The sequence below is a fragment of the Flavobacterium sp. ZB4P23 genome (genome assembly GCF_003970375.1).
Lineage (GTDB): Bacteria > Bacteroidota > Bacteroidia > Flavobacteriales > Flavobacteriaceae > Flavobacterium.
Genome location: NZ_RYDK01000001.1, coordinates 326681 through 346869 on the forward strand (window position 1 = coordinate 326681; position 20189 = coordinate 346869).

Genomic DNA, 20189 nt, shown 5'->3' on the forward strand with positions numbered 1-20189 from the left:
TTTAAAGTATTACAATATAAAACAACCAAAACAATACACCTAAAACCAAAATATATTATACAATGAAAAAAATACTATTCCTACTTGCCTTTGCCGTTTTAGGTTGCAAATCAAATGAAAAAACAGTCGAACCAACAGGTTTAGTGACTTCTAAAGCGATGGTCGTTTCCGCTCGTGAAGAAGCGTCGCAAATTGGAGTTGAAATCATGAAAAAAGGCGGTAATGCTTTTGATGCTATGGTTGCCATGGAACTGGCTTTGGCGGTTTCACATCCTCAGGCGGGAAATATTGGTGGTGGCGGTTTCATGGTTTTCAGAAAAGCCAATGGTGAAACAGGCGCTATCGATTACAGAGAAAAAGCACCTTTGGCAGCATCTAAAGATATGTTTCTAGACAAAAAAGGAAATGTAATTGAAGGAAAAAGTACTGCGACTGCTTTGGCATCTGGAATTCCGGGTACCATTGCAGGAATATTTGAAGTACACAAAAAATATGGCTCTTTACCCATCAGTGAAATTCTCAAACCTGTAATTGCTTTGGCAGAAAGAGGTGTTATTGTCACTAAATTTCAAGCCGAAAGTTTGGCGTATCACAGAGCCTCCTTTATAAAAAGTAATGGTAAGAACAGTTTGTTTTCTAAAGTATATAAAGAAAATGATACTATAAAATACATCGCTTTGGCAGCAACATTAAAACGAATTGCTAAAAACGGACGAGATGAATTTTACAAAGGAGAAACTGCTCAAAAGTTAGTTGCTTTTCTTGCTGAAAAAGGTGGAAATACCACCATTGAAGATTTTAATAGTTATAAAGCCAAGTGGCGAACTCCAATTACTTTTCAATATAAAAATTTAAAAATCACCTCGATGTCGCCTCCCAGCAGTGGTGGAATTTGTTTGAATCAAATCATGAAAATGATTGAGCCCTTCAACCTCTCGCAAATGGGACACAACAGCCTAAAAACGATTCAAGTCATTACTGAAGCAGAACGAAGAGCCTATGCGGACAGGAATTATTTCTTGGGTGATCCTGATTTTGTAAAACTTCCGGTAAAAGAATTAGTAAGTCCATCCTATTTAGAAAAAAGAATGGCTGATTTTTCATTTGATAAAGCTTCTAAATCTTCGGATATTGCCCACGGAGCAATAAAGGGATATGAAAGCAACCAAACCACACATTACTCTATTGTTGATGCCGCTGGGAATGCAGTTTCAGCAACAACTACTTTAAATGATAACTATGGTTCTAAAATATATTGTGACGAATTGGGTTTCTTTTTGAATAATCAAATGGATGATTTCAGTGCCAAACCGGGTGTTCCCAACTTATACGGACTCACTGGAAGTGAAGCCAACAGTATTGCTCCCGGAAAAAGAATGTTAAGTTCCATGACACCCACGATTGTCGAAAAAAACGGTACGCTTTTTATGGTTGTAGGTACGCCGGGAGGCTCCACCATTATCACATCGGTGTTACAAACGATATTAAATGTGTATGAATTTGATATGAGCATGCAAGAAGCGGTAAACGCCCCACGTTTTCACCATCAATGGTTACCCGATGAAATTACTTTTGAACCCAATTCATTCGATACAGAATTATTGAATAATCTGAAGAAAAAAAGCTATTTAATCAATGAAAAAAACAAAGAAATCATTGGTGAAGTTGATGCAATTTTGGTTTTGCCAAATGGAAAATTAGAAGGTGGAGCAGACAAAAGAGGTGATAATAAAGCCGTTGGTTTTTAAATTTATACATTCAAATGAAAAAAATTAGTATTCTACTATGTATGCTTTCTATTGGGTGTAAAACCCAAAATATAATGGTTCAGCCCACAGGATTGGTTGCTGATAAAGCAATGGTCGTTTCGGCACGGGTAGAAGCTTCCAAAATTGGAGTTGAAATCATGCGAAAAGGGGGTAATGCTTTTGATGCGATGGTGGCAACCGAATTGGCTTTGGCAGTAGCCTACCCTTTTGCAGGAAATCTTGGCGGTGGCGGTTTTATGGTGTACCGAAAAGCGAACGGTGAAATTGGTTCGTTAGATTACCGTGAAAAAGCGCCGATAGCAGCCACGAAAAACATGTTTCTGGACGAAAAAGGAAATGTCATAAAAGGAAAAAGTACTGAGTCTCCGCTGGCTATTGGAGTTCCTGGAACAATTGCCGGTGTTTTTGCAGTTCATGAAAAACTAGGTTCATTACCGATTGCAGACATCCTGAAACCTTTAATTGCATTAGCCGAAAAAGGGGTTATTGTTACCAAAAAACAAGAAGACCGACTAGCTGCTTATCGAGATAGAATTATAAAAGTAAATGGGAACAAAACGTTATTTGCAACTGCTTTCAAAGAAAATGATGTAATACAATATCCTGCGCTGGCAGCTACGTTGAAAAGGATTTCAAAAAATGGCAGAGCTGAATTTTACAAAGGGAAAACTGCTGAAATATTAGTGAAATACCTTCAAGAAAAAGGAGCTATCATCACCTTAGAAGATCTGGCTCAATACGAAGCCAAATGGAGGACGCCACTCACTTTTGATTACAAGGATTTAAAGATAATCTCGATGCCTCCACCCAGCAGTGGCGGAATATGTCTCGCTGAAATATTCAAAATGATAGCGCCTTTCGACCTGGCTAAAATGGGACATAACTCAACCGAAGCCATTCAAGTTATTGTTGAAGCCGAAAGAAGGGCTTACGCAGACAGAAGTTATTATCTGGGCGATCCTGATTTTGTAAAAATCCCTTTAAAAGCCTTAATGGCAGATGCGTATTTGAAACAAAGAATGTCGAATTTTAGTTTTGAAAAAGCCACCTTATCATCGGATATAAAAGAAGGAAAAGTAAATTATAATGAGAGTACAGAAACTACTCATTATTCTATTGTAGATCAGTTTGGGAATGCTGTTTCGGCAACAACAACATTAAACGATGGTTACGGGTCTAAATACTATTGTGATGAATTGGGATTTTTCCTCAACAACGAAATGGATGATTTCAGTGCCAAACCAGGTGTGCCTAATATGTTTGGATTGGTAGGAAATGAAGCTAATAGTATTGCGCCACAAAAACGAATGCTGAGTTCCATGACGCCAACAATTGTGGAGAGAAACGGCAAATTATTCATGGTTGTGGGTTCTCCCGGAGGCTCGACAATTATTACATCCGTATTGCAAACGATTTTAAATGTTTCTGAGTATAATTTCAGCATGCAACAAGCAGTAAACGCACCTCGTTTTCATCATCAATGGTTACCGGATTTAATCACTTTTGAGCCTAATACTTTCGATGCTAAAACTTTTGAAACCTTAAAGTCCCGAGGATACATCATCAATGAAAAAACAACACCTGTAATAGGAAAAGTAGATGCGATTTTGGTTTTACCAACTAAAAAATTAGAGGGTGGTGCTGATTTTAGAGGTGACGATACAGCGGTTGGATTTTAGTCCGTCGATTGTGCTCGGAATGATGACAAATTTACTTTTTTATGAAATTTACACACGCCTTAGAAAACGCTTTTACACAAAATAGATCCAAAAGCTGTGCAGCAGTTTGTCGCAAATTGTAATTTAAACCCCTTAAGCACAAAAGAAGCTTTAAAAAACATTTGTTAGGATTAAAATAATAGTAGTTTTGCATCCCCTTTAAAAAAAATATAATGTTCAAAAAGTTGATCACCAAATTAGAAGTAATAATTGCCATAGCACAGTCTTTATTGACTCCAAAACAGTTTATATTTTTATCTGCTGTTTTAGTTGGTATCTCTTCTGCATTTGCCGTGATCGTTTTAAAAACTTTTGCTCATTGGGTTTTTTCTTTTGCCACGTATGTCAGTGGAATATTAAAATTAGGTTTTCTTAATAGTATCTTGCCTATAATTGGTATTCTGCTTACTGTTTTTGTAGTCAAAAGAGTTTTGGGAGGAACCATACAAAAAGGAACTTCGCAAATTTTATATGCTGTTGCCAAAAAAGCAAGTATTATTCCAAAAAAACAAATGTATTCCCAAATTGTTACCAGCTCACTAACAGTTGGATTAGGGGGGTCTGCAGGTCTGGAGAGCCCTATTGTTATTACAGGAGCTGCTTTTGGGTCTAATTATGCCCAAAAATATAAACTGAGTTATAAAGACCGAACGCTTCTAATCGGTTGTGGTGTTGCCGCAGGTATTGCCGCAGCTTTTAATGCGCCAATTGCGGGTGTATTATTTGCTATTGAAGTGTTATTAGTTGATGTGAGTATTGCGGCATTTACACCCATTATGATTGCAGCGGCAACAGGCGCATTAGTATCCGTCATTGCCTTGGACGAAGCCATCTTACTGTCCTTTAAGCAACAGCAAAGTTTTGATTATCACAACCTTTTTTTTTACGTACTTTTAGGCTTGTTTACCGGGTTTGTTTCCGTTTATTATTCCCGTAACTTTCAAAGGGTAGAACATTTTTTTGCCAGACTTAAATTATCGCCTTATAAAAAAGCCTTATTTGGTTCTTCTATTTTGGCCATTCTTATTTTTATTTTTCCAACACTTTTTGGAGAAGGATATGAAAGTATCAAAACATTATCCGAAAATGATCCCGGAAAATTATTGGAGAACACTTTATTCAGTAGTTTTAGAAATAATAGTTGGGCGCTTTTATTGTTTGTAGGTTGCACCATGATGATGAAGGTTTTTGCTACAGGAATAACCTTGAGTAGTGGTGGTAATGGAGGTAATTTTGCACCTTCCCTATTTCTGGGGTCTTATGTTGGTTTTTTCTTTGCTAAATTTTTAAATTTAACCGGATTAACGAAACTTCCTATCAGCAATTTCACTTTGGTTGGCATGGCCGGAATATTGAGTGGCTTGTTTCATGCGCCATTGACTGCGATTTTCTTAATTGCTGAAATTACAGGAGGTTATAATTTAATGATTCCACTTATGATTGTTTCTTCTATCAGTTTTGCTATTTCAAAGCGTTTTGAAAAACATTCTATGGATGTAAAAAATCTTATTCAAAAAGGACATGCATTTACCAGCAATAAAGACACTAATGTTCTTTCCACATTAGAAACAAATTCTATTATTCAAACGGATTTTTTAACGGTCACGCCAAATGAAAATTTAGAAAAATTAGTAGATTTGATATCACATTCTAATCAAGTAATTTTTGCTGTAGTAGATCCAGAAAATCAACTTCTAGGAATGGTTCATTTTAATACTATTCGGGAAATAATATTCAATACCTATAGAGTTAAATATACTTTGGTCAAAGATATTATGATAAAACCTTTGGAAACAGTCACTCCGGATGACAGTATGGAAACCGTCATGAATAAATTTGAAAAATCTAAAGTAGCCTTTTTGCCAGTACTCAAAAACGACAAATATTATGGTTTTATTTCTAAATCTATTGCGCTTGAGGCCTACAGAACTAAACTAAAATCGATGACGATAGAATAATTTCGTAATTACTTTTAACACAAACTTCTAAAGTGTTCTATCGAAAGAATAAATCAAAATAGTAACTTTGTTTCCGAAAAATTCGGAATCTGCGAAAAATTATGTTAGACAAAGACAATACCATCGAAGTTCAAGGCGCTCGCGTTCACAACTTAAAAAATATAGATGTTTCTATTCCTCGGGAAAAACTGGTTGTAATTACCGGTCTCTCAGGTTCTGGAAAATCCTCCTTAGCTTTTGATACTATTTATGCCGAAGGGCAACGCCGTTATGTAGAAACTTTTTCGGCTTATGCACGCCAGTTTCTTGGTGGCTTGGAACGTCCCGATGTGGATAAAATTGACGGACTTTCTCCTGTAATTGCTATTGAACAAAAAACGACCAGTAAAAGTCCGCGTTCCACCGTGGGAACTATCACTGAAATTTATGATTTCCTACGTTTGCTTTATGCTCGTGCAGCTGATGCATACAGTTACAACACCGGCGAGAAAATGGTTTCCTATTCTGATGAGCAAATCAAAGATTTGATTATTCAAGATTTTACCGGAAAGCGAATCAATATTTTAGCGCCAGTTATTCGGTCTCGCAAAGGACATTATGCGGAGCTTTTTCAACAAATTGCCAAGCAAGGTTTTCTTAAAGTTCGCGTAAACGGCGATGTATTGGATATTACTTTGGGAATGAAATTAGACCGTTATAAAACACACGACATCGAAATTGTTGTGGATCGAATGGTGATTGAAGCCACCCCAGATAACGAGAAACGTTTGTCGGAAAGCATCAATACAGCCATGCATCATGGGGAGAACGTCTTGATGGTTTTGGATCAAGATTCCAATGAAGTACGATTTTTTAGCCGGAATTTGATGTGTCCTACTACTGGAATTTCCTATCAGAATCCCGAACCCAATTTATTTTCTTTCAATTCCCCAAAAGGCGCTTGTGATCATTGCAATGGCTTAGGAACAGTCAATGAAATTAACCAAAAAAAGATTATTCCAAATCCAAAATTATCCATAAAAAATGGCGGTTTTGCGCCTTTGGGAGAATATAAATCTTCGTGGATTTTTAAGCAACTTGAAATCATAGGCGAAAAATATAGTTTCAAATTGACGGATGCCATAGAAACCATTCCGCAGGAAGCGATGGAAATGATTTTGAATGGCGGAAAAGAAAAATTCACCATCAACTCAAAAGATTTAGGCGTTGCCCGAGAATACAAAATTGATTTTGAAGGGATTTCACATTTCATAAAAAACCAACATGATGAAAGCGGCTCTACATCAATCAAGCGCTGGGCAAAGGAATTTATGGATGAAATAAAATGTCCGGTTTGTGACGGTTCCCGTTTGAAAAAAGAAGCGATGTTCTTTAAAATCAATGAAAAGAATAGTACCGAATTGTGCGATATGGATATTTCGGATCTAACGGTTTGGTTTAATGACTTAGAAAATCATTTATCCGACAAACAAAAACGCATCGCTACCGAAGTCATCAAAGAGATTAAGGATCGATTGAACTTCTTAATGAATGTAGGCTTGGATTATTTGGCTTTAAGCCGAAGCTCTAAATCACTTTCGGGTGGTGAAGCACAACGCATTCGATTAGCCACTCAAATTGGTTCGCAACTTGTAGGTGTTTTATATATCTTGGATGAGCCAAGTATTGGTTTACACCAAAGAGATAATGATAAATTGATTCATTCCCTGGAACAATTACGCGATATTGGAAACTCTGTAATTGTGGTAGAACACGATAAAGATATGATTGAACGTGCAGATTATGTAATTGATATTGGACCAAAAGCAGGAAAATACGGAGGAGAAATCATTAGCATTGGAACTCCTGCAGAAACAATGGCCTCAAATACCATTACGGCACAATATCTCAATGGGAAGATGAAAATTGAGGTTCCAGCAAAACGTCGGGAGGGAAATGGGAAATTCCTAAAACTGACCGGAGCAACCGGAAATAACTTGAAAAATGTTTCGATAGAATTGCCTTTGGGCAAAATGATTTGCGTGACTGGAGTTTCCGGAAGTGGTAAATCTACGTTAATTAATGAAACGCTCTACCCTATTTTGAACGCGTATTATTTTAATGGCGTCAAAAAACCAAAACCGTATAAAAAAATTGAAGGACTGGAACATATTGATAAAGTGATTGATATTGACCAAAGTCCGATTGGCAGAACGCCCCGCTCTAATCCTGCAACTTATACCGAAGTTTTTACCGAAATCAGAAATCTGTTTACGATGACTTCTGAGAGTCTGATTCGGGGATATAAAGCCGGACGTTTTAGTTTTAATGTCAAAGGCGGACGTTGTGAAACCTGCCAAGGTTCTGGAGTGCGAACGATTGAAATGAATTTTTTACCTGATGTATATGTAGAATGTGAAACCTGCCAAGGAAAGCGTTTTAACAGAGAAACTTTGGAGATTCGATACAAAGGAAAATCCATTTCGGATGTGTTGAATATGACAGTAGATGAAGCGGTTCCGTTCTTTGAAATGATTCCGAAGATTTATAGAAAAGTAAAAACTATTCAGGATGTTGGATTAGGATATATTACCCTTGGACAACAAAGCACTACACTCTCCGGCGGTGAGGCACAGCGCATTAAGCTGGCGGGAGAATTATCTAAAAAAGATACTGGGAACACGTTTTATATTCTGGATGAACCCACAACTGGTTTGCATTTTGAAGACATTCGAGTGTTGATGGAAGTGATCAATAAACTGGTTGACAAAGGAAATACGATTTTGATTATCGAACACAATATGGACGTGATTAAACTTGCGGATTACATCATCGACATTGGCCCTGAAGGCGGAAAAGGCGGCGGACAACTCATTGCCAAAGGAACTCCGGAAGAAATTATTAAAAATAAGAAAAGCTATACAGCGCAATTCTTGAAAAAAGAATTACTTTAGTATACATAAAAAATAAAAAAATAATTTTTGGAAATTATGAATTTAAAAGAAGCGTTCAGTAGTGTCGAAAACTATTTTTCACCTAAAATAATTGGTGAAGTTAATGATCAATTTATTAAAGTGGCAAAAATCAAAGGCCAAGATTTACCATGGCATAATCATGAAAATGAAGATGAATTATTTTACATTGTAGAAGGAGAACTTTTAATGGAAATTGAAAACGAACCTAAATTCACTATGAAAAAAGGAGATTTATTTGTGGTAAAAAAAGGTATAAACCACAGAGTTTCGTCAACTGACGACTGTTTAATAATGCTGATAGAATCAAAAACTACTGAACATACTGGTAAAGTTATATCTAAAATAACAAAATCCATTGAAGAGCAAACGTATTAAATTTGCTTAGCCCTGATAGCAATGAAAATCCTTTATTGTTTTTCTTTAAAACAATAAAGATTGAAATGGATAGCAGGAAATAGCTCCAAAAAAAAGAGAAATTAAAATATATTTTTGAAAATGAGATTAGAAGATTTTGATAACGACGAAGATAGAGTAATCCAAGACCGACTGAAAAGAAAGACTTGGAACGAAATTAGGACCAATGATAGTTGGGCGATTTTTAAAATCATGGCCGAATTTGTTAATGGTTATGAGAGCATGGGACGCATAGGTCCGTGCGTAACCATTTTTGGTTCTGCCAGAACAAAGCCTGAAGACCCCTACTATTTGCTTGCTGAAAAGATTGCCTATAAAATCAGTAAGGCCGGTTATGGTGTAATCACTGGCGGTGGTCCAGGAATTATGGAGGCAGGAAACAAAGGTGCACATTTGGGTGGTGGAACATCAGTAGGATTGAATATTGAACTGCCTTTTGAGCAACATTTCAACCCATATATTGACAGTGATAAAAACCTTAATTTTGATTATTTCTTTGTTCGCAAAGTGATGTTTGTCAAATATTCTCAAGGTTTTGTAGTGATGCCGGGAGGTTTTGGAACGATGGATGAATTATTTGAAGCGATGACTTTAATACAAACCAAAAAAATTGCTCGATTCCCAATTATACTTGTTGGTTCCAGCTTTTGGGCAGGATTAATTGAATGGATAAAAACGGTTTTAGTGGAAAAAGAAGGTACAGTTCATGCCGAAGATTTGAATTTATTTAAAATTGTAGATACAGAAGATGAAGTGGTTGACGTCCTGAATGCCTTTTACAAGAAATACGATTTATCTCCAAATTTTTAAACAAAAAAAGAAGTTGCTTCAAAACAGCTTCTTTTTTTTGTTTTATTTTAAGATCCCTAGTAAGAATACTATCTAATTATAAGTACATTTATTTTTTTTAATAAATCAATATCTGAATTTGAAATCATACCTTAAAATATTCTGTTACATTCTTTTTTTATTAGCTACATTGAATCAATATGCACAGCAGCACTCTACCATCTCTGTAGTGTTAAATACTGAAAAAAAGACATTGGATATTAAGCAGGAAATCATTTTTAATAATCAGTCCGATGATACGTTGACATCTATTGTTTTGAATGACTGGAATCATGCCTTTTCCAATAAAAATACGCCTTTAGCCAAACGATTTTCGGATGAATTTTATAGAGGATTTCATTTAGCCAAAGAAGAAGAGCGTGGTAGCACAATAAATTTAATTATTACAGATGCCACTCAGCAGTTTTTGTCTTGGCAAAGGACAGAGAAAAATCCTGATTATGTAGTTGTCCAATTAAAAAATCCGCTACTTCCAAACCAGAAAATCAATTTAAATCTCTCGTACATTACTAAAATCCCCAGCGAAAAATTTACAAAATTTGGTTACCACAACAATGGAACTGTAAACCTTAAAAACTGGTACCTTACTCCTGCGCGTTATGAAAACCATGCTTTTATCAAAAATAGTAATAATAATCTGGATGATATTGCCAATGCTATTTCTAACTTTGAAATTGATCTTAAAATACCCACTACTTTAGAAGCAACATCCGATTTAAACAGTGAGAAAACAACTGATAATAATGGCTTTTCAAACTACAAATTGTGGGGGAATAACAGAACTGATTTCAGTCTGATCATTGAGCCTAAATTGAATTTTGAGAGTTACAAAAACAGTTCAGTTGAAGTACTGACGGATATGAAAAGCAACAAATTAGACAACATTCAAAAAGCAATTGCAATTGACCGAATTGTGAATTTTGCAAGTAATTTGATTGGGAAATATCCTTACGAAAGAATTGTAGTTTCCCAAACGGATTATGAAAAAAATCCGTTTTATGGATTGAATCAGCTTCCCTCATTTATAAGTCCTTTTTCTGATGAATTTATTTTCGAAATCAAATTTCTAAAAGCCTATTTAAATGAATATTTAAAAAAGAGTTTACATCTGGATCCTAGAAAAGACAATTGGATTTATGATGGTATTCAAGTTTATGCGATGATGAAATATATGGATGAAAATCATCCCAAAGCTAAAATGATGGGCAGTGCATCAAACATCCGATTGCTAAAAAGTTTCAATCTGACCAATATTGACTTTAATGGACAATACAGTTATTTCTATATGTTGATGGCTCGCAAAAATCTGGATCAGCCATTAGGCGATCCAAAGAACACTTTAATAAAATTCAATGAACAAATTGCCAGTAAATACCGTGCGGGATTAAGCATTCGGTTTCTGGATGATTATTTGTTAAATGATGCTGTAAAGACCAGTATTCAACAATTTTATAAAAAAAATCAGTTGGAACAAGTATCAAGATCCGATTTTGAAATTTTATTAAAATCAAATACAACTAAAGATATCAGTTGGTTTTTTAATACAATCATTAATTCAAGAGACATCATTGATTATAAATTTTCAAGCGTCTTAAAAACCCAAGACAGTATCACTTTTTCAATTAAAAACAGAACTGGAACTCTTATTCCCATTCCAGTTTATGGTACTAAAAAAGGTCAAATTGTTTTTAAGCAATGGCTGGATATTAATGAAACCGATACTACTTTCACGATACCCAGAAATAATGCTGACAAAATTATTTTAAATCTAAAAAATGAAGTTCCAGAATATAACTTAAGAAATAACTGGAAGAAATTAGAAGGGTTTTTCCCTAATAATCGTCCTCTAAAGTTTGTTTTCATGAAAGACTTAGAGGATCCTTATTACAATCAAGTACTGTATGTTCCGTCAATATATTACAATTTATACGATGGTTTAACTCCCGGCATCAGATTGCATAACAAAACCATTCTGGAAAAGCCTTTTGTTTTTGATGTCAATCCATCTTATTCTACTAAATCAAATAACGTATCTGGTTCAGCATTTTTTGTGGTCAACCAAAATTTCAGAAACACAACGCTGTATAATGCCCGATATTCAGTAAGTGGATCCTATTTTCATTATGCACAGGATGCAGCGTATCTTAGACTAAATCCAACGGTGCAATTGCGTATCCGAGAGCCCAACTTCAGAGATAATAGGAAACAGCTTTTCTTATTCCGACAAGTAATTGTCAATAAAGAAAAAAGCATCCTGGTACTTGACAACTCCCCCGAAAATTATTCTGTTTTTGATGCGAGATATATTAATACCAAAACAGAAGTTACCAACCATTTTAATTTTACTACGGATCTACAAATTTCTGGTAAATTCGGAAAAATTACAGGTGAAATTGAATACCGAAAACTCTTTGAAAACAACCGGCAAATTAATTTACGGTTGTATGCGGGAAGTTTTTTGTATAATAAAACGCAATCCGATTTTTTCAGCTTCGCATTAGACCGGCCAACGGATTACCTTTTTGATTACAATTATTTTGGAAGGTCTGAAAGTACAGGGATTTTTAGTCAACAATATGTATTGGCCGAAGGCGGTTTTAAATCAAAAATTGCTACGCCTTATGCCAATCGATGGCTTACCAGCTTTAATGCCAGTTATAGTATCTGGAACTGGATTGAAGTATATGGTGACATTGGTTTAATCAAAAATAAAAATGTAAAAGAAAGATTTGTCTATGACAGTGGTATACGCCTAAATTTAGTCACAGATTATTTTGAATTATATTTTCCGGTCTATTCTACAAATGGATGGGAAATTGCCCAAAACAATTACAATGAAAAAATACGCTTCATCGTAACTTTTTCACCTAAAACATTAATCAATCTTTTTAATCGAAAATGGTTCTAATCCAATAAGATTCTCATTAATTATTAAACTATTCTTAGTGAATTGATTTTAAAATTACATATACTAAAAAAATAAGATACTTTTTATTAGAATAAATTACAATAATTTAATTATATTTATTTCAATGAATTATGAATCTAGCTACTTTTTAAGTAAATTTGCACCTCAAAGTTATACTTTTCAATTATGATAAAAGAAAAAACCAATACTACATTGACATTTGAAGATTTCAAAATCGAAGTATTAAATGACTATAAAATAGCCATATTAAGCAGAGAATGCAGTCTTTTAGGACGTAAGGAAGTATTAACTGGAAAAGCTAAATTTGGGATTTTTGGAGATGGAAAAGAAGTACCACAACTGGCAATGGCGAAAGCATTCCAAAATGGAGATTTCCGTTCTGGCTACTATCGGGATCAAACGTTTATGATGGCTATTGGTGAACTTAGTATCCAACAATTTTTTGCCGGATTATATGGTCATAATGATATCGAACAAGAACCAATGTCAGCAGGAAGGCAAATGGGCGGTCACTTTGCTACCCATAGCCTAAATGAAGATGGAAGTTGGAAAAACTTAACAAAACAAAAAAACTCTAGCGCTGACATTTCCCCAACTGCCGGACAAATGCCACGTTTATTAGGACTGGCTCAAGCATCAAAAATTTACAGACAAGTCTCCGGAATACCAAATGCAGCTAATTTTTCTAATCAAGGAAATGAGATTGCCTGGGGCACCATAGGAAACGCAAGTACTTCAGAAGGCTTATTTTTTGAAACTATCAATGCAGCGGGTGTTTTACAAGTACCAATGGTAATGAGTATTTGGGATGATGAATATGGGATTTCTGTTCATGCAAGACATCAAACCACAAAAGAAAATATTTCTGAAATTTTAAAAGGATACCAAAAAGACAAAAACACAAATGGCTTTGAAATTTTAAGAGTAAAAGGGTGGGATTATGCAGACCTGATTGCCACGTATGAAAAAGCTGCCACTATAGCCCGAGAAAATCATACTCCTGTTTTGATACACGTAAATGAATTGACACAACCGCAAGGACATTCCAGTTCTGGTTCTCATGAGCGCTACAAAAATACGGACCGATTGGCCTGGGAAAAAGACTATGATTGCATCCGTCAAATGAGATTATGGATGATTGCTATCAATATTGCTTCTCCTGAAGAAATTGAAGCCATTGATACACAAGCCAAAAAAGATGTTTTAGAAGGGAAGAAAGCGGCCTGGAATGCATTTTTAGAACCCATAATTGAAGAGCAAAAAGAAATAGTCGCTCTATTACAAAAAATAGCCGAAAGCAGCAAAAACAAAGAAGCGATATTAAAACATATCGTTGATTTAAGCAGTATCAAATCTCCTTTGAAAAAGGAAATTCTGGTGACAGCCCGAAAAGTATTGCGTTTAATCCTAAATGAAAATAGCAAAACTGAACTGTCACTTTGGATAAAAACCTACACTGCTAAAACACAAAAGAATTTTAGCAGCAACTTATTTTCGGAAACGGATTTAAATGTGTTCTCTGTCAAAAAAGTTCTGCCTATTTATGCTGAAGATGCCAAGGAAGATACAGATGGACGTATGATTTTGCGGGATAATTTTGATGCAATTTTTACTAAATATCCTGAAACATTAATTTTTGGTGAGGATGCTGGAGCTATTGGTGATGTCAATCAAGGTTTAGAAGGAATGCAAGAAAAATACGGAGAACTCCGCGTTGCCGATGTAGGAATTCGTGAAGCAACCATTTTAGGTCAAGGGATTGGAATGGCTTTAAGAGGTCTTCGCCCTATTGCCGAAATTCAATATTTAGATTATTTATTGTATGCAATTCAAATCATGAGTGATGATTTAGCTACGTTGCGCTATAGAACCGTAGGAAAACAAAAAGCACCATTAATTATCCGTACTCGTGGTCATCGTTTAGAAGGCATCTGGCATTCTGGTTCTCCTATGGGAATGATTATAAATGCCATTAGAGGAATTCACGTTTTAGTTCCTAGAAACATGACTCAAGCAGCCGGTTTTTATAATAGTTTATTAGAATGTGACGAGCCTGCTTTAGTCATTGAGTGCCTGAACGGTTATCGATTGAAAGAAAAAATGCCTTTAAACTATGGCGAATTTAAAACACCAATTGGAGTAGTTGAAACCTTAAAACAAGGAACAGACATTACACTCGTTTCCTATGGTTCTACTTTGCGATTAGTACAGCAAGCTGCCAAGGAACTCCTTGAAATAGGTATAGATTGCGAGATTATCGACCTACAATCTTTGCTTCCGTTTGACATTAATCAAGATGTTGTAAAAAGTATTGCTAAAACAAATCGTCTTTTAGTAATTGATGAGGATGTTCCTGGTGGTGCTTCAGCTTATGTTTTACAACAAATTATTGAGCATCAAGATGGTTATAATTATTTAGACAGCAAACCTCAAACGCTAACAGCAAAAGCACATCGACCTGCTTACGGAACAGATGGTGATTATTTCTCTAAACCTTCAATAGAAGATATTTTTGAAAAAGTGTATGGTATGATGAATGAAGTAAATCCATCAAAATATCCAAATTTATACTAAGATCCAATTCATAAATTAGAATCCCAATTGGAAACGATTGGGATTTTTTTTGATAGAAAAAATACACAAACTCATTTCTAAACAGTCATTAGATAATCCATTATTAGATTGTATATCCCATTTAACGGATAAGCATGAAAAGTTGATGACGTTTTAAAAGAAAAATTCAGCTGCTAAACTCGGTACCTATTTATAAATAAATCTTAAAATTAGGAGTTAAAAATTATACTTGTACACTCAAATTAAAAGGTTCTATCTGCTAATTAAAAGTTATAAAGCGGGCGTAAAATTTTTATACAGCCTTTTTTTATTTAAATTTAAGCTTTTTAAAACCCAATAAATGACAAAACTAGAAACTATCTTACACAACATTCAAAATGTTAAAGTTATAGATCAAACAATTGATTACAACAGCTACCTGCCATTAGATTTATCCAATACAAATGAAATCTTATCAAAACGAAATATACATACCGCAGTTGCCTTTGAAGAATATATTGAGGATTATTTAGCTCAAAATAATGCAAAAGTTGCGTTTGGAGGATATAATGAAATTAGAAATTTATACAAACGGAGTGAAATTTTTAATGACACGAAAACCGATGAAAGAAACATTCACATTGGTCTAGACTTATGGATCAAGGCAGGAACGCCAGTTCTGGCAGCATTAGACGGATTTATCCACAGCTTCAATTACAATACTGGTGTGGGTGATTATGGCCCCACTATTATTCTGGAACATAAAATAGAAAATCAAAAATTCTATACTTTATACGGTCATTTGTCCCTTGAAAGCATTAGTAACATTAATATTGGTGATGTGTACGAAAAAGGAAGTCAGCTGGCTACATTAGGCGATTCTGCTGTCAATGGTGATTATGCCCCACATTTGCATTTTCAGATTATAAAAAAAATAGCAAAAATCCTTGGTGATTATCCGGGTGTCTGCAGCAAAAATGATTTGAGCTACTATTTGAAAAATTGTCCGGATCCTAATATCCTATTAAAAATTAAATAAATCATGAAAAAAATAATTATTGTATTTAGCATTCTTTTACTTATTGGATGCAAATCAAAAACTATTGTAATTGCCCCAGAACCCGAATTTGAGAACGCTAAAATTGTGAAGCTAGACTTAACAGCAATCGATGCGGATCAAAAAGCCAAAGCGTATGAATTAGGAAAGCGAGTTTTGATGACCTGTAATACTTCAAAATTCAAGCCTTTTAACCTCAATGAAGCCACAACGTCAGTAATAAAAAACACCACCGAAGAAAGACTGACAAAGACCTGTACGCGTTTTCGCCAATATTATGGAACTTTTATTGATCTTCAGTTAGTTGAGGTATATAAAAACAATTTTGACGGAAGTACTCTTTTCAGATACAAGGCATCATATACTAAAAAAGTAGCCAACAAGGAACTTCGAGTTACAATGAATGAAGAAAATAAAGTTTCCTCTATTAAATCATTAGATTGGGTAAATTCATTTTTGATGAAATAATTTTTTAAAAAATAGCACTGCATTTTTTCTTCAGGAATAGTTGTTGCAAAACAGAATAGAAATACTAAATTCCAAAAATAGTTTTAATGCCAATTATTTTAAAATTGCTAGAATATTACTGGTGAAAAATATTTAACGAAATTTACTAATTGTAAAAAATTAATTACTATAATTCAATTGAATATTTCGGATTAATATCCTATTAAAAATAGAATACCTTTAATTATATAACTTATAAGTTAAATTATATAATGTACCTTTATTACTAGAAGCTATTTTTGTCTAAACTGTAAAAGAAATATTTTTGAAACTATATATAAAATACATGGTAAGCAATCGCTGTAAAATTGCAGTGAAAGAAGAGCTAAAAAAACTAAACCTTCACTTTATGGTTGTCGATTTAGGAGAAGTTGAAATTATGGAAAATATTACTTTGGAGCAACGACAACAATTAAAAATTGCTCTTTTAGATTCTGGACTTGAATTGATGGATGACAAAAAGTCAATGCTTATTGAAAAAATTAAAAATATAATTATCGAAATGGTGCACCATTCAACTGAAAATATTAAGATCAATTTTTCCGATTATTTGAGCCAACTCTTAAATCACGACTACACCTATTTATCTAACTTGTTTTCAGAAGTGCAGGGAACCACAATTGAACAATTTATAATTTCACATAAAACAGAACGGATCAAAGAATTAATTATTTACGGCGAATTAAATATAACTGAGATCGCTTGGAAAATGAATTACAGCAGTGTTGCCCATTTATCAAGTCAGTTCAAAAAAGTAACCGGACTTTCCCCTTCTCACTTTAAAAAATTAAAAGATAAAAGACGAAGCCCAATTGAAGAAATCGGGAATTTAAATTAGAACAATCAACACCTTATTTATCTACCTTCATAAATAAAACAGAAATCATTAAAAATCAAGAATCACAATACGCAAGAAGTTTAATAGAAGCCAGTCTGGATCCCATAATTGCAATAAATACGGAAGGGAAAATTACGGATATAAATCAAGCGACAATACATATAACGGGATTTACTCGCGATTTTTTAATTGATTCTGACTTTTTTGATTATTTTACAGAAAAACAAAAAATACAACACATCTATCATGAAGTTCTCCAGAAAGGGGCTGTGTCTGATTTTCCGCTTACAATTCAAAATAAGAATGGCAGTTTTACGGATGTATTGTTTAATGCCTTTGTATACAAAGATAATTTAGGAACTATAATAGGCGTACTAATTGTTGCCAGAGATAGTGCAAAACAAAAATGGGCGCTAGATTTAAAAACTGCAAACAATGAACTTGCTTTTCAAAACAAGATCAAAGAAAAACGAGCGGCTGAATTAGTTATTGCCAATGAAGAATTGGCTTTTCAAAACAATGAAAAAGAAAAACGCGCGGATGAATTAGTTATTGCCAATAAGGAGCTTTTATTTCAAAGTAAAGAAAAAGAAAAACGAGAAATTGTAAATAAAAAACTAGAGGAACTTACGTACAACGCAAAATTAGCGTATCAGTATTCACTCAGTTTAATTGAAGCGAGTCGTGATCCATTGGTTACAATTAATACCAAAGGAAAAATTACTGACATGAATGAAGCCTTAGTAAATATCACAGGAATCCCCCGAGAGGAACTTACTGATTCTGATTTTTTTGATTATTTTACGGAACAACAAAACGCAAGAGAAGTATATCAGGAAGTATTTGAGAAAGGATCTGTTGCAGATTCACCACTTACACTACGGCATAAAGACGGCAAACTAACGGATGTATTATTCAACGGATCCGTATACAAAGATGACAAAGGAAACATCCTTGGTGTAGTAATTGTTGCCAGAGATGTTACTGAGCAAAAAAGAATTGCGACAGAGTTGATTGAGGCCAGAGTTTTTGCTGAGTTGACTACAGAAATTGCTGAAAAAGCTAAAAAAAATGCTGAAAGCGCCACTATTATAGCAGAGAATGCCGTAAAAGCAAAACAACAATTCTTATCAAATATGAGTCACGAAATACGTACCCCAATGAATGCCATCATTGGATTTACAAAAGTGGTTTTGAAAACAGAATTGACACCCAAACAAAAAGAATACATCAGTGCGATTAAGATGAGTGGTGATGCCCTAATTGTGCTGATCAACGACATACTCGATCTAGCAAAAGTTGACGCAGGAAAGATGACATTTGAAAAAAAACCTTTCAAAATGAAATCATCCATATCAGCTATGCTGCATTTATTTGAAACAAAAATTCAAGAAAAAAACTTACGATTAATAAAGCAATACGATAGTAAAATACCAAATGTACTTGTGGGAGACCCGGTGCGTTTGCATCAGATTATTTTAAACCTCGTGAGCAATGCCGTAAAGTTTACATCAAAAGGAAACATTACAGTAAGCGTACATTTGATACATGAAGACGAAGATCGAGTCATTATTGAATTTGCCGTTACTGATACCGGAATTGGTATCCCAGAAGAAAAAATAGACAAAATATTTGAAAATTTTCAACAAGCTTCCAGTGGAACTTCACGATTGTACGGAGGAACGGGACTAGGTCTGGCAATTGTCAAACAGCTGATAGAGCCACAAGGCGGGACTATAAGGGTAAGAAGTACCCTAAATGAAGGTTCTACATTTAGTTTTACTTTAAGTTTTCAGAAAACAAATGCCGATGTTGAATTAGAAAATGAGTTAATCGAATTAGATACCGAAATCAAGAATATTAAAGTCTTAGTAGTTGAAGATATTCCGCTCAATCAATTGCTAATGAAGACATTATTAGACGATTTTGGATTTGAGTGCGATATTGCCGAAAACGGGAAAATAGCTATCGAAAAACTAAAAGCGAAAGAGTACGACATTATTCTAATGGATTTACAAATGCCAGAGATGAACGGATTTGAAGCTACAGAGTATATCCGTAAGAAAATGAATTCAAAAGTCCCAATTATTGCTTTAACTGCTGATGTCACCACAGTTGATTTAGCTAAATGCAAATCGGTAGGAATGAATGACCACCTTGCAAAACCAGTTGATGAAAGACTGCTGTACAGCAAAATTGTTGGAATATTAAAAAAACCAAAACTGGAAAAACTGAGTGAAAAACTTAATAACGGTTTAAAGGAAAACAATAGTAAAGAGAAAAAAATAAAATGTATTGATTTGATTTATTTGAATCAAAAAACAAAATCAAATCCAACCTTAATGATGGAAATGATATCCCTGTATTTAGTACAAACACCGCCTTTAATGAATACTATAAAGCAAAGTTTAGAGGACAAAAACTGGAAATTATTAGGCGCTGCTGCTCATAAAATGATCCCTTCATTTGCCATAATGGGTATTAACAGTGATTTTGAAAATATGGCAAAAAAAATTCAGAACTTTGCAATTACACAAGATCAATCAGAGGGAATATATGATTTAGTATTACAACTAGAAAAAATTTGTCTGCAAGCCTGTATTGAACTAGAGGAAGAACTTAATATAATTAAAAACGCATAAT

The 20189-nt window shown here is 34.4% G+C and carries 12 protein-coding genes; all 12 read left to right on the plus strand.

Translation table 11 applies throughout. The features are described from left to right. Positions 1–62 precede the first annotated feature (62 nt). The 12 genes from ggt (EKL99_RS01375) (at position 63) to EKL99_RS01430 (ending at position 20188) form a co-directional block, all read left to right on the plus strand. Positions 63–1748: a gamma-glutamyltransferase gene (gene ggt / locus EKL99_RS01375; protein WP_126555779.1), complete on the plus strand. Its 1686-nt coding sequence runs from the start codon at positions 63–65 to the stop codon at positions 1746–1748. A 14-nt stretch (positions 1749–1762) separates the two neighbouring features. Then, a complete protein-coding gene (gene ggt / locus EKL99_RS01380; protein WP_126576254.1) occupies positions 1763–3448 on the plus strand; it encodes a gamma-glutamyltransferase in 1686 nt (561 codons plus the stop codon). A gap of 212 nt (positions 3449–3660) precedes the next feature. Further along, complete coding sequence (locus tag EKL99_RS01385) at positions 3661–5445, plus strand: chloride channel protein (protein ID WP_126568549.1); 1785 nt, start codon at positions 3661–3663, stop codon at positions 5443–5445. A gap of 101 nt (positions 5446–5546) precedes the next feature. Then, complete coding sequence (gene uvrA, locus EKL99_RS01390; protein WP_126555773.1) at positions 5547–8378, plus strand: excinuclease ABC subunit UvrA; 2832 nt, start codon at positions 5547–5549, stop codon at positions 8376–8378. 36 nt (positions 8379–8414) lie between these two features. Further along, a complete protein-coding gene (locus EKL99_RS01395) occupies positions 8415–8774 on the plus strand; it encodes a cupin domain-containing protein (RefSeq protein WP_126459837.1) in 360 nt (119 codons plus the stop codon). Positions 8775–8894: 120 nt separating this feature from the next. Further along, positions 8895–9623 (plus strand): TIGR00730 family Rossman fold protein, encoded by a 729-nt coding sequence (locus tag EKL99_RS01400; protein WP_126459840.1) that lies wholly within the window; start codon positions 8895–8897, stop codon positions 9621–9623. Between the two features lie 199 nt (positions 9624–9822). After that, complete coding sequence (locus tag EKL99_RS01405) at positions 9823–12570, plus strand: aminopeptidase (protein ID WP_126576387.1); 2748 nt, start codon at positions 9823–9825, stop codon at positions 12568–12570. Between the two features lie 186 nt (positions 12571–12756). Continuing rightward, positions 12757–15165: a thiamine pyrophosphate-dependent enzyme gene (locus tag EKL99_RS01410; protein WP_126459843.1), complete on the plus strand. Its 2409-nt coding sequence runs from the start codon at positions 12757–12759 to the stop codon at positions 15163–15165. A 340-nt stretch (positions 15166–15505) separates the two neighbouring features. Next, positions 15506–16183 (plus strand): peptidoglycan DD-metalloendopeptidase family protein, encoded by a 678-nt coding sequence (locus EKL99_RS01415; RefSeq protein ID WP_126459846.1) that lies wholly within the window; start codon positions 15506–15508, stop codon positions 16181–16183. A gap of 3 nt (positions 16184–16186) precedes the next feature. Further along, positions 16187–16669 (plus strand): hypothetical protein, encoded by a 483-nt coding sequence (locus tag EKL99_RS01420; RefSeq protein ID WP_126555770.1) that lies wholly within the window; start codon positions 16187–16189, stop codon positions 16667–16669. A gap of 325 nt (positions 16670–16994) precedes the next feature. Beyond that, entirely contained in the window at positions 16995–17546 is a 552-nt protein-coding gene (locus EKL99_RS01425) for an AraC family transcriptional regulator (protein WP_126460145.1), read from the plus strand. Between the two features lie 47 nt (positions 17547–17593). After that, positions 17594–20188, plus strand: coding sequence for an ATP-binding protein (locus tag EKL99_RS01430; RefSeq protein ID WP_255416394.1), 2595 nt, complete (start codon positions 17594–17596; stop codon positions 20186–20188). Position 20189: the final 1 nt, after the last annotated feature.